Raw genomic sequence first — 15,351 nt, forward strand, 5'->3', positions numbered from 1 at the left:
AAGCATCTAAGCGGGAAGCGAGCCCTGAGATGAGTCATCCCTGACCCCTTGAGGGTCCTAAAGGGCCGTTGGAGACCACAACGTTGATAGGCGGGGTGTGTAAGTGCAGCGATGCATTGAGCTAACCCGTACTAATTACCCGTGAGGCTTAACCATACAACACCCAAGAAGTGTTCTGGGCCTTGTAGCAAGTGCGAGACTACTTACAAATTCAGTGATAGTGACAAGCCAAGCGCAACATCATTATTCACGTCAGCTTTCCGAGATTGAAGTTATTTGCCTGGCGGCCATAGCGCCGTGGAACCACCTGATCCCATGCCGAACTCAGAAGTGAAACGCGGTAGCGCCGATGGTAGTGTGGCATTCGCCATGCGAGAGTAGGACACTGCCAGGCACCCAACATTGAAAGCCCGCTCACCTGAGCGGGCTTTTTTATTGTCTGAAATCAGCTAGTTATAAGCGATAAACTGCTAAGTCTCTTCTCTTGTGTCGTCGGATGGGAGTCATTCATGGGCTGGTGCTGTGAGCTCATACTGAGCAATGCGGCGTTGGCATAAGGTGTAAGTCACGGGCAGAAGGGGCAACAGGTGTTGCAAGACTGGGGTGTCCATGAGCCACCAAGGTGATGGTCTACTTCAAGATTAGCCTTTCAACACATAGTCAAAACAACGCTCAAAGAAAGAGGGACGGCAGTTGCCGTCCCCCAAGTCATCTCGTCCAGTCTATGAACGGCAATGCTCCCTGCAATCCTTGACTTTATCCTGATCCTTCGGAATATCCCCTTCCCAATCCGTTGAGGTGTCCTGTGGCCATCCTAGCCTGGCAATCGATCCTGATTGCTGCACTCTCTCCATCCTGGAGGTGTCCGTTACCACATCCCGTGGTGTTCCTTGCGTCGTCCTGACAGATAACCATCCGGGCTATCTCGCTTCATCCTGAAGCTGTCCTGCTCGCATCCGGCGAGGTCCTTTCTTCCTGAAGAGCTGCAATCCGTACCGCTCAGCCTCATCCCGAGGTGTCCACAACCACATCCTGTGGCGTCCGGTTCAATCCGTTTGATAACCTTCCCGGCTACCTGCCTCATCCTGAGGTGTCCCTGGCCACGTCCTGTGGATTATTCCCTGTTTATGCGCTGTTCCTGCATCCTACCGGACCAGCTCCGTCCTTGTGAGACCCATATTAAGGGAACCGCATAGCGGAACAAGGGCGGTTGAGCAGTTATCGGCATGAGCCAGCTTGGTCCAACCCAAGCATTAACAAGATAAATCTATATTAATCATGGTCTTACTTTGTTTCATTGGAAAGCGTATGGATTCAAAGATGGCTTCACGTACGGCTCAGCACAGTGGCCTCTTACAACGGCGATAGCTGATCTCTCACACACAAAAGCAGGGAGAAAACGATGGTACAAAGGGGTTCAATTCAGCGGGTAAGAGTTAAAAATTAGTTGAATAAATATGCTCAAAAAGAATACAAAAAAGCCGAGGCTGGGCTCGGCTTTTTTGAGATTAGCTGACTCGGCTGCCTGGCGTGGGATATGCCTTGCGCAGTGACTCCGGCGCCAACACTTCCAAGTTGTCACTCATGTTGTTCAACCAAGTGCGAAATTCAGGGGTGTCCTGTACTTCGGTCTCCACGACCACACTGCGTTTATCGTAGCGGGTCATGCGAGGGTTGTGGCCCGGGATCTGTCCATCGACCAGGGTCGGGCAGTTGGCATCGATGCGGCCGACGAAGCGGATCGGGCCGCTGACGTCTTGGTAGCCCTGATCGCGGATCAGCTTCTGAATATTGAAGTCCTTCGGTTGAGTCGCGCTGAAGTTGGTCAATTCCACGCCCTTGATGTGATCGAAGGGGATGCCGTACACCTTGGGATCCAGCTCGGACAGGGTACAAAGCAGGGTCGGACCGTCGGCCTGATTCAGGATGCCGAGGGGATTGATGCGGTCATAGCAGAGCCATACGGTACGCTCCTTGATGACACGCTGGATCTCGGCACTGAACTTGCGACCACGCCAGAGCGCATCGCGGATCAGGGTGCTGCGACGGATTTCCGGGTTGCCGGCAAACGGACGCGGTGACTGATGTACGCTTTCGAGCCAGCGTTCGGCCAGTTCACTCTGGCTGTCGCGGATCACCTGACTGGCTTTGTCGACTAGCGGGTTCAATTCGGTCAGCACACTTGCCGGCAGCAGTTGACTCGCCTGATCGCTCCAGGTTTTCAGGGCGACCGCCAGCGACAGCGGCATTATGTTGGCAAAGTCGTTGAGGCCATGGCGCTCAAAGCACCAGCCGTGGGGTTTGCTGCGTTCATCCGAAGTGAGGTCGAACAACCCCATGCCGGACATCTCCTCCAGGTCCCGTTGCACGGTACGCAGACTGACGTGTATGCCTTCCTCTTCCAGTTTGACCTGGAGTTGGCTGGCGGTCAGCTTGTAAGGGCGGTGCGGGATGCAACGCGCCAAGGTCAGTTGTCGTAACAGCTTCTTACTCATGGTGCATGCCTTCACTGGTTTAGCGTTGAGTGTATCCTAGCCACCAGTTGCGACAATATGTGTCGCAAGTTTTGCTGCGACAACTGTCGCCATTTTCATACAAATGGGATTAACTACATGATATTAAAACGAATACATGTTTTTGCGGGTATCAATCGAGGCTTTTAATTGATGAAAAAATCGCAAATGAAAGTGCTGTCTTGCGGTTTTTGGGAGAGGAAAAAATAAAAATAGCAGGAAGAGGCAGAAGATGATGTGGAGGGGCTTGGCCCCTCCACCAGATGGCTCCCTGTGATCAGGCGAGCCAGGACCAGGCTGATTTGGTGATGGCGGCGCCCACCATGTAGCCGAAGACGGCCAGCGCGGCAGCACCGGCCACCAGCTTCTGGTTGCGAGCCGGTCGCTTGAGTGCCATGACGCCGAGGCCTATGTAGACCACTAGCGCGATCAGCTTGGCCATCAGCCAGGGTTGCTGGCCGGGGCTCATCTGCAGGGTCACCGCCAGCAGCACGCCAAACAGCAACAGTAAGGTGTCGTTGACATGGGGTAGGATCTTCAGCCACTTCTGCTGCAGGCGGGCACTGCCCCCCAGGGCCAGCATCCAGCGATAGACAAACAGCAGCAGGCTGACGATGGCCAGGGTCATGTGCAGATGTTTGAGCATGGGGTAATAGGCAATCATATTGCTTCCTTGTCGTTGTCGGGCAGACCGCTGTTCCAGTTGTGAGCGTGAATGCGCTCCTGTCCTTCCTGATCGTCTTGCAACAGATCAGAGAGGATATCCCGGTATTGCAGGCTCTTGTTGATATAGGTGTGTTCGTCGTCCAGATAATTGACCTGTTCGCGCAGCAACCAGTTGTCGTGCTGTTTGAAGGTCTGCCCGGCTCGCCAGGCCTGGTTGGCCCGGAATCCCAGCTGGGTCAGGGCTTCCACCCCCAGATCCACGGCGGAACCCAGTGTTTCCCGATACACGCTGCCCACGCCCTGACGCAGGATTTCGTGAGCGTGGGGTCTGTCCTGGGCTCGCGCCAGTATCTTAAGGTGCGGGAAGTGTTTCTTCACCATTTCAATTACTTCGAGCGAGGTGGCCGGGTCGTTGATGGAGAGCACCAGCAATTTGGCCTTGTGAGCGCCGGCGGCATGCAACAGGTCGAGCCGGCTGGCATCGCCGTAGAACACCTGATAACCATATTTTCGCAGCGTCTCTATCTGGCTGGCATCCTGCTCGAGAATGGTGGTGCCTATGCCGTGGCCGTGCAGCAGACGCCCCACTATCTGGCCGAACCGGCCGAAGCCGGCGATGATGACGGGGTGCTCCACCAGCTCCGGCTGTTCGTGCTGTGGTACGTCGTTGTGGGTACGGTAATCGAACCAGGGCTGGATCACCCGATCGTTGAGGATCAGCAAGAGCGGCGTCAGCGCCATGGAGAGCGCCACCACTAGGGTGAGCAGCGAGATGGTGTCGCCGGGCAGCACCTTGTTCTGGGCGGCGAACGAGAATAGCACGAAGGCAAACTCCCCCCCCTGGGCCAGCGCTAGCCCAAAGGTCCAGCGTTGGCTCGGCGAGATGCGAATGACAAAGCCGAGCGCCATCAGCACCAGCCACTTGAGCGCCATCAGGCCGACCACCAGGGTCGGGATGAGCAAGGGGTGTTCGGCAAACAGGCTGAAGTTGATGCCGGCGCCTACCGACATGAAGAAGAGCCCGAGCAGCAACCCCTTGAACGGCTCTATGTCAGCCTCCAGCTCGTGGCGATATTCGCTGTCGGCCAGCACCACACCGGCGAGGAAGGAGCCAAGGGCGGGGGAGAGCCCCACCGATTCCATCAACACAGCGATGGCGATCACCAGCAACAGGGCGGCGGCGACGAAGATCTCCCGCATGTGGGATTGGGCTATGGCCCGGAACACCGGGCGCATCAGGTAGTGGCCACCCAGTACGATGCCGGAGATGGCCGCCACCACCAACAGCCCGTGCTGCCAGCCGGCCAGCTCGGAGCTGCCATTGCTGGCCACCGGTGCGATGGCGAGCAGTGGCAGGATCGCCAGTATGGGAATGACGGCGATATCCTGGAACAGCAGCACCGCAAAGGCGGAGCGGCCGCTCTCGCTCTGCATCAGCTTGCGCTCCTGCAGGCTCTGCAGCACGATGGCGGTGGACGATAGCGCCAGGATGAGACCTATGGCCAGCCCCTGTTGCCAGGGCAGGCCGATGAGATGAGCCACCCCGGTCAGGGCCCCCGTGGTGAGCAGCACCTGCAGGCCACCGGTGCCGAGGATGGGCCCCTTCAGTTGCCACAGCAGGGCAGGGCGCAGCTCCAGCCCGACCAGAAACAGCATCAGCACCACCCCGAACTCGGCGAAGTGCATCACATCCTTCTGCTCTCCCACCAGCCCCAGCAGGAAGGGACCTATGATGATGCCCGCCAGCAGGTAGCCGAGCACGGAACCCAGCCCCCAGCGCTTGGCCAGCGGCACGGCGATCACCGCCGCCGAGAGGTAGATAAGCGCATCAAACAGTAATCCGTGACCCATCAGCCGGCCCTCCGTTCACATGTCTGGCCCGACTCACAGGGGTGGCCAAATGATTGACAGTGTTTCATGAGAGCACCTCCAGCAGATCCCGCAGATAGGGGCTGCCGCCGAGCTGGGCAGGGGTCAGCTGTTCGTCGCGCAGGGCGCATAACAATTGGCGATAATCCTGGCCGCAGCGGCGCAGCGCCTCCGGATCCCTGATCTTGTGAAAGGAGTGCAGCACGAACGGCGGCAGCCAGCGCATGCCGCATAGCTGCGCCGTTTGCTGGAACGGCAGCAGGAAGTCGAGCAGCGGTCGGCTGTTGTAGCCTTCGCTGCAATAGGAGTCGGGGGCGCCACCCGTGGTGATGGCACTCAGCCACTGCTTGCCGTTGAGGGCGTGGGCCTCGGGGCCGTAGGCGTAACCGTACTCCAGCACCAGATCCATCCACTCCTTCATGATGGCGGGGCAGGAGTACCAGTAGAAGGGGTGCTGAAAGACGATGATGTCGTGTTCCGACAGCAGGGCCTGCTCCCGCTTCACATTGATGAACATGTCCGGGTAGTGCTGGTAGAGGTCGTGTACCGTGACCCCTTCCAGGTCGGAGACAGCCTGCAGCAGCTGCTTGTTGGCCCGGGAGCTCTGCAGGGCCGGGTGTGAAAAGATAACCAGAATGCGTTTCATGGGGTCATAACCTGAAGATGAGCCTGATACCGGTGAAAAGAAGATGTATTGAGTTGCGACGTTATCAAGAAGCGCAATAGCCCGCCAGTTCCGGGATCAGATCCCGCAGCGCCGGATTCAGGGTCTGATGGGCGGGGTAGCAGAGTCCGATGCGCCGAAACATCCGCGGCCCGCTCACTGCGACCGTGCACAGGCCAGGTTCGTCGTCCACCAGGCCGTCTGGCAGGAAGCTGATGCCGACACCCGCCAGCACCAAGGCCATCACCAGCCCCTTGCTCTCTGCCTTGGCCACCAGGTTGAGGGTGAGCCGGTCACAGGCAAGCAATCCTATGGTCTGCTGATGGGCCTCACAGGGTGGGCATTCAATAAAATCATAATGTTGCAACTCAACCAGATCTATCCGAGTGCGGCTTGCGAGGGGGTGATCGGTGCGTACGCACAGCACATAGTCTTCTTCCCACAGGGGGAGGAAGATCTCGTCCTCCCGGCGCAGCGCATCCAGGGTCAGCCGACAGTCGGCGGGACTGGTGTAGTCGGAGAGGGTGAGATCCAGCTCGGGCAGCACACCCTGCACCCGCTGTAGCAAGCCGGCCAGCCGGTGGCGGCTCAGATCCGGCATGATGGCCATGTTGAGCCGCGCGCGCGTCGCCTTCTGGCGGAACAGCTCCGGCAGGCGGCGTGCCTCTTCCACCAGCTTGACGGCATGGGGATAGAGGTAGTGGGCCGGATCCCTGGCCTCAACCCCCTTCTTGCCCCGGATGAAGAGGCTGTCGCCGAGCGCCTCTTCCAGCTGGCGCAGGCCGGCCGACAGCGAGGGTTGGCTGACGTGGCAGCGCAGTGCCGCCGTTGTGATGTTTCTCTCTTCATAGATAGCGATGAAGAAGCGCAGCAATCTCAGATCCAGCATGAGTACAACCATAGTTTTTTCAGATGATAACCAGTGGAAAACAATATTTATCACTGATGGATGTAGCGACTATAGTGACTGAGTTCCGTGCTGGCCAGCCGCTGTTTGCTCAAACCGACTCTTGAATCAGAAGGAAAACATCATGTCCAAGCCTCTCGTCGTGATCACCGGTGCCTCCGCCGGGATCGGTGCCGCCATCGCCCGTGCTTTCTCCGCTGCCGGTCATCCGCTCTTGCTGCTGGCCCGCCGGGTCGAGCCCATGCAGGCGCTGGGGTTACCCAACGCGCTGTGCGTCAGCGTCGATGTAACCGACACGGCTGCCATGAAGGCTGCTGTCCAGCAGGCAGAGACCCGGTTCGGCCCTGTGGGTTGCCTGGTCAACAACGCCGGCGTCATGTTGCTGGGGCAGGCCGACGTGCAGGATCCTGCCGAGTGGCAGCAGATGCTCAACATCAATGTGATGGGGGTGCTGAACGGCGTTCATGCCGTGCTGGCCGGGATGAAGGCTCGGCGTAGCGGCACCATTGTCAACATCAGCTCCATCGCCGGTCGCAAGACCTTCCCGAACCATGCGGCCTACTGCGCCACCAAGTTTGCGGTGCACGCCCTGACCGAGAATATCCGGGAAGAGGTGGCCGACGTCGGCGTGCGCATGGTGACCATAGCCCCAGGCGCGGTGGAGACAGAGTTGCTCAGCCACACCACGGACGAGAGCATCAAGGCCGGCTATCACGACTGGAAGGATCAGATGGGCGGCGTGATCGCGCCCGAGGTGATCGCCGAGGCTGTGCTCTATGCCTGGAATCAGCCCGCCAACGTCTGCATACGCGAAATCGTGCTGGCTGCCACCCGTCAGCAACCCTGATCCGGACAGGCCATGAGGGGGAGGGCTTGACCCTCCCCCTGGGCCAAGGGTTACCATAGGGCTCCTCTGATCAATGAGTCATGTCATGGTTCTGACCCGTCGCCAACTCGCTCGCGCCCGCCGCTGGCTCCCCTTGTGGAGTCTGCTGATGGTGCTGATGTCGTTTGGCAGCCGGGCGGCGACCGATCTCTGTACCCTGACACCCCATTGCAGCCAGAGCGAGCGAACCCTGGAAAAAGCCATGCCCTGCGGCAGCTTCACCTCGGCGCTCGCCATGACGGTGATCATCAGCGACAGTCTGACGGTGGCCGTGCTGGAGCCTGACATGCCACAGTTCCTCTCCCCCTCCCTGTTCACGCCGGAGGCACCGTTCGAGCGGCTGGAGCGTCCGCCTCGCCACCTCGGTTGAGTTAAGTTTCCCCGTTTTTTGGGTATTTCTTCTTATCTGAGGTGAGTTATGTACAAGTCCCTGTTACTGGCCCTGCTGGCCGGTACCGTCAGCTTCTCCGCCCTGGCCGCGGAGCAGATGACCGTCTACAAGTCCCAGTATTGCGGCTGTTGCAAGACCTGGATCAAGCACATGGAAGAGAACGGTTTTGAGGTCAAGGTCGTCGAAACCGAGCAGCTCGATCCCATCAAGCAGCAGTACGGCATCACACCACAGCTGGCCTCCTGCCATACCGGGGTGGTGAACGGTTATGTGGTGGAGGGACATGTACCTGCCGCCGACGTGCAGAAGCTGCTCAAGGAAAAACCGGCGATCCGCGGCCTGACCATTCCGGGCATGCCCCAGAGTGCGCCAGGCATGGATATTCCGGGTCAGCCCTATCAGGTGCTGAGCATCAGTGATGGGGGCGCGACCAAGGTCTGGTCGAGCTACTCCGGCTGACGCAAACTGGCCATGAGCAGGCACGACTCCATCATGTGAGGCACACCTGAGCGAACCTGTGTCGCTCATGGTCAGGTTTGAGGGCCGCTGTCGCGAGATAGCGGCCCTTTTACCTGTTCTTGCGGGTTTTGCGGGGTGATAACTTGCAACTGGGGGCGACAAGGGGCAGATTGATCCCCTATCCAAGGAGCCAAGGCTCAGGTCTGCTAACCCTTTTAAAGCGCAAAGGATGCGACATGTTCACCTTTCCCCGAGGGCTTCTGCTGCTGGCTTGCCTGGCTGCCGTTCCCTGTTCATATGCCAATGATGAGTCCGCCATGCCCACAAGCGACACCCTTATCCAGCCTCCCGTGGCCACCAAACACCCTTACACCATCAAAAAACACGGAGATACCCGGGTCGACAACTACTACTGGCTGCGCGATGACGAGCGCCAGAAACCCGAGGTGCTGGCCTATCTGGAGGCGGAGAACGCCTATACCGAGGCCATGCTCAAGCCGACCCAGCCGCTGCGTGACCAGCTCTACCAGGAGATGGTGGCCCGCATTCCCCAGCAGGATGAGTCCGTACCCTATGTGAAGAATGGCTACCGTTACCAGACTCGCTATGAGCCGGGCAAGGAGTACGGCATCTATTCGCGCAGCAAGGTGGAAGGGCCGCAGGAGCTCGAACTGATGCTGGACAGCAACCAGCGTGCAGAGGGGCACGAGTTCTACGCCCTGGGCGCTCTGGAGGTGAGCCGCAACAACCGCTGGCTGGCGGTGGCGGAAGATTTCCTCTCTCGCCGTCAGTACCAGATCCAGTTCCTCGATCTGGAGAGTGGCAAGTGGGCTGCCGACAAGCTCGAGAACACCTCGGGCAATCTGGTGTGGGCCAACGACAGCAAGACGGTGTTCTACGTGCGCAAGCACCCCAAGACTCTGTTGCCCTATCAGGTCTATCGCCATGAGCTTGGCTCGGATCCGGCGAAAGATACCCTGGTGTATGAGGAGAAGGACGACACCTTCTACGTCAGCCTCTACGCCACTACCTCGGAAGATTTCATCGTCATCGCCCTCTCCAGTACCACCACGGGCGAGGCGCGCCTCATCGACGCCAATGTGCCAACCCAGGCGCCACGGCTGTTCCTGCCGCGCCAGGTGGATCACGAATACAGCCTGGATCACTACCGCGGTCGCTTCTATGTGCGCTCCAACAAGGACGGCAAGAACTTCGGTCTGTACGAGACCAAGGAGAGCCCGGTCGAGCGCTGGAAGGCGGTGATCGCTCCCAATCCGGATGTGTTGCTGGAGAGCTATGCCCTGTTCAAGGAGTGGCTGGTGCTGGAGGAGCGCAACCAGGGGCTGACCCGGCTGCGCCAGATCAACTGGCAGAGCGGCGAGCAGAAAGAGATCGCCTTCGACGACCCCGCCTATGTTACCTGGCTTGCCTACAATCCGGAGCCGGAGACCAGCCAGCTGCGCTACGGCTACTCCTCCATGACCACCCCCTCGTCTACCTACGAGCTGGATATGGCGAGTGGCAAGCGCACCCTGCTCAAGCAGCAGGCGGTAGCGGGCTTCAAGCCGGAGCTGTACGCCAGCGAGCGCCTCTGGGTGACCGCCCGCGATGGGGTGGCCGTGCCGGTGTCGCTGGTCTATCGAAAGGATCTGTTCAAGAAAGATGCCGGGTCGCAGAAAAATCCGTTGCTGATCTACGGCTATGGCTCCTACGGTGCCAGCATGGATCCCGATTTCAGCACGGCTCGCCTGAGCCTGCTTGATCGGGGCTTCGTCTATGCCATTGCCCACATTCGGGGCGGCGAGGAGCTGGGCCGCCACTGGTATGAGGATGGCAAGCTGCTGAAAAAGCAGAATACCTTCAATGATTTCATCGACGTGACCGAGGCGCTGGTGGCGCAGGGCTATGGCGCCAAGGATCAGGTCTACGCCATGGGTGGCAGCGCCGGCGGCCTGCTGATGGGGGCAGTCATCAATCAGGCTCCCCAGCTCTATCGCGGCGTGGTGGCCCAGGTGCCGTTCGTCGACGTGGTCACTACCATGCTGGACGAGTCCATCCCCCTTACCACGGGGGAGTACGACGAGTGGGGCAACCCGAACCAGAAGCGTTACTACGACTACATGAAGGCCTACAGTCCCTACGATCAGGTCAAGGCGCAGGCCTACCCCAATATGCTGGTTACCACGGGTCTGCATGATTCCCAGGTACAGTATTGGGAGCCCGCCAAGTGGGTGGCCAAACTGCGTGAGCTGAAGACGGATGATAACAAGTTGTTGCTGAATACCGACATGGATGCCGGCCATGGCGGCAAGTCGGGTCGCTTCAAGGCTTACGAGGATATCGCTCTGGAGTTTGCGTTTATCCTGGATTTGGCCCAGCCGAAAGCATAAGTCACCACAGTTGCGGCCCTTGCCAGTCAAGGGCCGCAAAAGAATCTCTCCTCTCTTTCCTCGTTTGCCCGTCACTAGCACACCGAATTAATCTCCGAGCAGTAAATTAATGACCGGCTTCAAATTTCTCGTCATCCATATCCATCATTTTGTATTTTTGTTTGATTTATGTTGGCGCCATGTGCTTAATCGAAACCGTTATGACTCTTTAATTGGCCCCCGCAGAGCCAATTATCTTCGGTTGGCATGAAGCCGGCTGTCTCACCACAGGATGCTGGTGGCTTTTTGGGGAACGCTTGCCGTTCACCCAATTCCTCATATCGAGGTCATGGATGACCACCGACGCAGAACGGTGGTTTGTCCGGCATTCGCCCGCGGAAAGGGCGAGCTGAATCAATCAAAAAGGATGAACAACATGAAAGGATTATCCCTGGCGTGTGCCTTGTCGGCTGCCTTGGTCGGTGTTTCGTTTGGTGGTCCGCTGCAGGCGCAGGAACGCTTCGTGACCATAGGCACAGGCGGTCAAACCGGCGTTTACTATGTCGCTGGCCAGTCCATCTGCCGCTTTCTCAATCGCGGTGTCGCCGATCACCAGATCAAGTGCAATGCCCCTGCCAGCGGTGGCGGTGTGGCCAACGTCAATGGCATCCGCAGTGGCGAATTCAACTTCGGCATCATGCAGTCCGACCATCAGTTCAAGGCGATGAAGGGGTTGCCACCGTTTCAGGCCGAAGGAGCCATGGCTGACATGCGGGCCGTCTTCTCCCTGCAGAGCGAAGTGTTCACCATACTGGCGCGCAAGGATGCCAAGATCGCCAGCTTTGACGATCTCAAGGGCAAGCGGGTCAACATCGGCAACCCGGGCTCGGGCCAGCGTGACACCTTCGAGGAGATCATGGCGGTCAAGGGCTGGAAGAAGAGCGATTTCGGTCTGGTCTCCGAACTCAAACCTGCCGAGCAGGCCTCCGCGCTCGGCGACAACAACATAGACGCCATGAGTTACTTCGTCGGCCACCCGAACGGCGCCATCCAGGAAGCCTCCACCACCACAGATGCCGTGCTGGTACCGGTGACCGGCGCCGACATCGACAAGCTGCTGGCACAGAAGAGCTACTACACCAAGGCCGAGATCCCGGGTGGCCTTTACAAGGGTAGTGATCAGCCCACTCAGTCCATCGGTGGCAAGGCGGTGCTCTCCACCAGCGCCAAGACCGATCCGGAAGTGGTCTATCAGTTGGTGAAGTCGGTGTTCGACAATCTGGATCGCTTCAAGCGTCTGCACCCGGCCTTCGCCGATCTGAAAGAGACCGACATGATCAAGGTGGGGCTCTCGGCGCCGCTGCATGAAGGGGCTGTGCGCTACTACAAGGAGCGCGGCTGGCTCTGATTGAAGGCCCAAGGGCCCAAGTCACTCTCTTCGACACCCGTCAGCCGCTGCTCAGTTGCGGGGGCGGGTGTCGCTTTTGTTGTACTCGTTGGCACAAATTAACCCTATGCAAGATAAACAACTTTCTACCGAGGAACTGATCGCTCAGGATGTGGGCGCTCGCATGCCGCTGGGTGCCATGGGCTGGCTTATCACCAGCCTGGCGCTGGTCTGGTCACTGTTCCAGCTCTGGATTGCCTCGCCGTTGCCCTTCATGTTGGGTATCGGCGTGCTCAATGATACCGAAACCCGTGCCATTCACCTCGCCTTTGCCCTGTTGCTGGCCTATCTGGTATTCCCGGCATTTCGCTCGTCACCACGTGATCGGGTGCCACTCAGCGATATTGCTCTGGGTCTCGTCGCCGCCAGTGCGGCCTCCTACCTGTTCGTCATGTACGAGGCGCTGGCTCAGCGGCCGGGCAACCTCACCACCTCTGATCTGGTCACCGCTTGTATCGGCATTCCGCTGCTGCTGGAAGCCGCCCGCCGCGCTCTGGGGCCGGCGCTGGCGGTCATCGCTCTGGTATTTCTTGCTTACAGTCTGGCGGGGCCCTGGATGCCGGGACTGCTGGCTCACCGCGGGGTGAGCTTCACCGCGCTGGCCAACCACCAGTGGATCACCACCGAAGGGGTGTTCGGGATTGCCCTCGGCGTCTCCACCAGTTTCGTGTTCCTGTTCGTGCTGTTTGGCGCCCTGCTGGAACGGGCCGGTGCCGGTCACTACTTCATCCAGCTTGCCTTCAGTCTGCTCGGCCACCTGCGCGGCGGCCCAGCCAAGGCGGCAGTGGTGGCCTCCGGCCTGACCGGCCTCATCTCAGGCTCCTCCATCGCCAACGTGGTGACCACGGGCACCTTCACCATTCCCATGATGAAGAAGGTGGGCTTCAGCGCCGAGAAGGCGGGGGCAGTGGAAGTGGCCTCCTCGGTCAACGGCCAGATCATGCCCCCTGTGATGGGTGCGGCCGCCTTCCTGATGGTGGAGTACGTGGGTATTCCCTATGTCGAGATTATCAAGCACGCTTTCTTGCCGGCCGCCATCTCCTACATAGCGCTGCTCTATATCGTCCATCTGGAGGCGCTGAAACTGGGCATGCAGCCCATCGGCGATCACCAGCCCAAACCCTGGCTGTATCGCCTGACCGGCTTTGCCTTCGGCGCCACCCTTATCAGCGGCCTGTCACTGGCGGTCTACTATGGCCTTGGCTGGCTCAAACCGGCGCTGGGCGAGCACGCCCTGGCGGGGATCGGTCTGCTGCTGGCACTGGTTTATGTGGGTCTGCTCAAGATAGCCGCGAGCAATGAGCCACTGGCAGCGGAAGATCCGGACAAGCCACTCACCGAGCTGCCCAACACTCGCGCCGTGCTGCTCTCAGGCCTCCACTTCCTGCTGCCGGTGGTGGTACTGGTATGGTGCCTGATGGTGGAACGCCTCTCGCCCGGGCTGTCGGCTTTCTGGGGTACCGTCATGCTGGTGATTATACTGCTGACCCAGCGACCGCTGCTCAACTGGTTGCGCAAGGACGGCAAGCACGACTACGGCACCGTCGCAGACGGTATGGTTGATCTACGGGAGGGGCTGGTGGCCGGTGCCCGCAATATGATTGGTATCGGCATCGCCACAGCGACCGCCGGCATCATAGTGGGCGCGGTCTCCCAGACCGGGGTTGGCCTGGTGCTGGCGGATCTGGTGGAGTTCCTCTCCATGGGCAATCTGTTGTTGATGCTGCTGCTCACCGCCCTGCTCAGCCTGATCCTTGGCATGGGGCTGCCCACCACCGCCAATTACATAGTGGTATCCAGCCTGCTGGCGCCGGTGGTGGTGACGCTGGGGCAGCAGAACGGATTGATAGTCCCGCTCATCGCGGTGCACCTGTTCGTCTTCTACTTTGGCATCATGGCGGACGTGACCCCGCCGGTGGGGCTGGCCTCGTTCGCGGCGGCGGCCGTCTCCAAGGGCGATCCCATCAAGACCGGCATCACCGCCTTCTACTACAGCCTGCGCACTGCCGCGCTGCCCTTCCTGTTCATCTTCAACACGGACCTGCTGCTGATCAACGTGGACTTTGCCCACGGGGTCTTGATCTTCATCGTTGCCACCCTCGCCATGTTGATCTTTGCCGCCGCGACCCAGGGCTATTTCCTGGTGAAGAGCCGCTGGTACGAGAGCCTGCTGCTGCTGTTGGTGGCCTTCACCCTGTTCCGCCCCGGTTTCTGGATGGACATGGTGCAGGATCCTTTCCGCGAGATGCCGCCGGCCCAACTGGCCCAAACTCTGGGAGAAGCGGAGGCGAAGAGCACCCTGCGGTTGCAGATCCAGGGCGAGGATGCGGTGGGCAAGCTGCGCCAGTCGACCGTGTTGATCGCGGTACCGGCGGGGGAGGATGGTGAGACTCGTCTCGCCAACCTGGGGCTGACGCTCTATGAGCAGGATGGCAAGACCCTGATCGACAGCGTCACCTTCGGCAGTCCGGCAGCGGCGGCCGGCATGGAGTTCGATCAGGAGATCCTCTCCGTCAAGGCGCCCACCGAGCGCTGGCGCAAGGAGCTGATGTGGTTGCCCGGCTTCCTGCTGTTTGCGCTGATTGTCGGGCTGCAACGGCGCCGAGCGGTGCGAGCATAAAAAACGGTCAATTAAAAACGGCGCCATCAAGGCGCCGTTTTTATGTCCCCATCGGGGCTGGTTCTTGTGGATCCTGCTTCAACAGCAGGCTCGGACCAAGTTATTCGCATGTTCACAGGCCTGCTCGAAGCTGATCCCCAGATGGCGTATCATGATATCCATATCGGGAGGGCTAGTTTGATTGAGCCTGTTGTTGCAACTTATCCAGCGCTTTTTGCTCCTGCAGGCTCAGGCCAAGTTGTTCACAGGCCTGCTCGAAGCAGATCCCCAGATGGCGCATCATGATATCCATATCGGGAGGGCTAGTTTGATTGAGCCTGTTGTTGCAACTTATCCAGCGCTTTTTGCTCCTGCGGGCTCAGGCCAAGTTGTTCACAGGCCTGCTCGAAGCTGATCCCCAGATGGCACATCATGATATCGATGGCGGGCAGATAGTTTTTCATTGCATCTTCCATGGTGATCCTCCAGACCCGTTCCTTATGCCCCAGCCAGGAGGACGGTGCAATTAGACTTTAGGCGTAGACTGCTCGTTTGTTGAGTGCCCCTGCCACTGAACGGGG

12 protein-coding genes and 2 rRNA genes are annotated in these 15,351 nt (G+C 59.3%); 8 read left to right on the forward strand and 6 right to left on the reverse strand.

Annotated features, from left to right (window positions below; translation table 11 throughout):
- Both ACW5XD_RS11495 and rrf read left to right on the forward strand, forming a co-directional pair.
- Positions 1-156: ribosomal RNA gene (locus tag ACW5XD_RS11495) — 23S ribosomal RNA — on the forward strand; the annotation flags it as partial.
- A 123-nt stretch (positions 157-279) separates the two neighbouring features.
- Positions 280-394: ribosomal RNA gene (gene rrf, locus ACW5XD_RS11500) — 5S ribosomal RNA — on the forward strand.
- A gap of 1,114 nt (positions 395-1,508) precedes the next feature.
- Here the strand turns inward: rrf and ACW5XD_RS11505 are convergent.
- The 5 genes from ACW5XD_RS11505 to ACW5XD_RS11525 form a co-directional block, all read right to left on the reverse strand.
- On the reverse strand, positions 1,509-2,495 hold the full coding sequence (locus ACW5XD_RS11505; protein WP_456494996.1) for a helix-turn-helix transcriptional regulator: 987 nt from the start codon (positions 2,493-2,495) through the stop codon (positions 1,509-1,511).
- Between the two features lie 295 nt (positions 2,496-2,790).
- On the reverse strand, positions 2,791-3,177 hold the full coding sequence (locus ACW5XD_RS11510; protein ID WP_456494997.1) for a SirB2 family protein: 387 nt from the start codon (positions 3,175-3,177) through the stop codon (positions 2,791-2,793).
- Entirely contained in the window at positions 3,174-5,030 is a 1,857-nt protein-coding gene (locus ACW5XD_RS11515) for a monovalent cation:proton antiporter-2 (CPA2) family protein (RefSeq protein ID WP_456494998.1), read from the reverse strand. Before ACW5XD_RS11515 ends, ACW5XD_RS11510 begins: the two co-directional genes overlap by 4 nt.
- A gap of 64 nt (positions 5,031-5,094) precedes the next feature.
- Positions 5,095-5,694 (reverse strand): glutathione-regulated potassium-efflux system oxidoreductase KefF, encoded by a 600-nt coding sequence (gene kefF, locus ACW5XD_RS11520; RefSeq protein ID WP_456494999.1) that lies wholly within the window; start codon positions 5,692-5,694, stop codon positions 5,095-5,097.
- 64 nt (positions 5,695-5,758) lie between these two features.
- Positions 5,759-6,601 carry a LysR family transcriptional regulator gene (locus ACW5XD_RS11525; protein WP_456495000.1) on the reverse strand — a complete coding sequence of 281 codons (843 nt, stop codon included), beginning with the start codon at positions 6,599-6,601 and terminating at the stop codon, positions 5,759-5,761.
- 142 nt (positions 6,602-6,743) lie between these two features.
- Here ACW5XD_RS11525 and ACW5XD_RS11530 point away from each other — a divergent pair, with 142 nt between their 5' ends.
- From ACW5XD_RS11530 to ACW5XD_RS11555, 6 genes are all read left to right on the forward strand, one after another.
- Positions 6,744-7,466 carry an SDR family oxidoreductase gene (locus tag ACW5XD_RS11530; RefSeq protein WP_456495001.1) on the forward strand — a complete coding sequence of 241 codons (723 nt, stop codon included), beginning with the start codon at positions 6,744-6,746 and terminating at the stop codon, positions 7,464-7,466.
- An 85-nt stretch (positions 7,467-7,551) separates the two neighbouring features.
- Positions 7,552-7,875: a hypothetical protein gene (locus tag ACW5XD_RS11535; protein WP_456495002.1), complete on the forward strand. Its 324-nt coding sequence runs from the start codon at positions 7,552-7,554 to the stop codon at positions 7,873-7,875.
- Positions 7,876-7,923: 48 nt separating this feature from the next.
- Positions 7,924-8,355 (forward strand): DUF411 domain-containing protein, encoded by a 432-nt coding sequence (locus ACW5XD_RS11540; RefSeq protein ID WP_456495003.1) that lies wholly within the window; start codon positions 7,924-7,926, stop codon positions 8,353-8,355.
- Positions 8,356-8,591: 236 nt separating this feature from the next.
- Positions 8,592-10,745, forward strand: a complete 2,154-nt coding sequence (locus ACW5XD_RS11545; protein WP_456495004.1) for a S9 family peptidase — start codon at positions 8,592-8,594, stop codon at positions 10,743-10,745.
- A 415-nt stretch (positions 10,746-11,160) separates the two neighbouring features.
- Positions 11,161-12,132: a TAXI family TRAP transporter solute-binding subunit gene (locus ACW5XD_RS11550; RefSeq protein WP_456495005.1), complete on the forward strand. Its 972-nt coding sequence runs from the start codon at positions 11,161-11,163 to the stop codon at positions 12,130-12,132.
- A 106-nt stretch (positions 12,133-12,238) separates the two neighbouring features.
- Positions 12,239-14,791 carry a TRAP transporter permease gene (locus ACW5XD_RS11555; protein WP_456495006.1) on the forward strand — a complete coding sequence of 851 codons (2,553 nt, stop codon included), beginning with the start codon at positions 12,239-12,241 and terminating at the stop codon, positions 14,789-14,791.
- A gap of 302 nt (positions 14,792-15,093) precedes the next feature.
- On the opposite strand, the gene ACW5XD_RS11560 is transcribed toward ACW5XD_RS11555, so the two are convergent.
- Positions 15,094-15,234 (reverse strand): hypothetical protein, encoded by a 141-nt coding sequence (locus tag ACW5XD_RS11560; RefSeq protein ID WP_456495122.1) that lies wholly within the window; start codon positions 15,232-15,234, stop codon positions 15,094-15,096.
- Positions 15,235-15,351 lie beyond the last annotated feature (117 nt).

The sequence above is a fragment of the Aeromonas enterica genome (genome assembly GCF_054052465.1).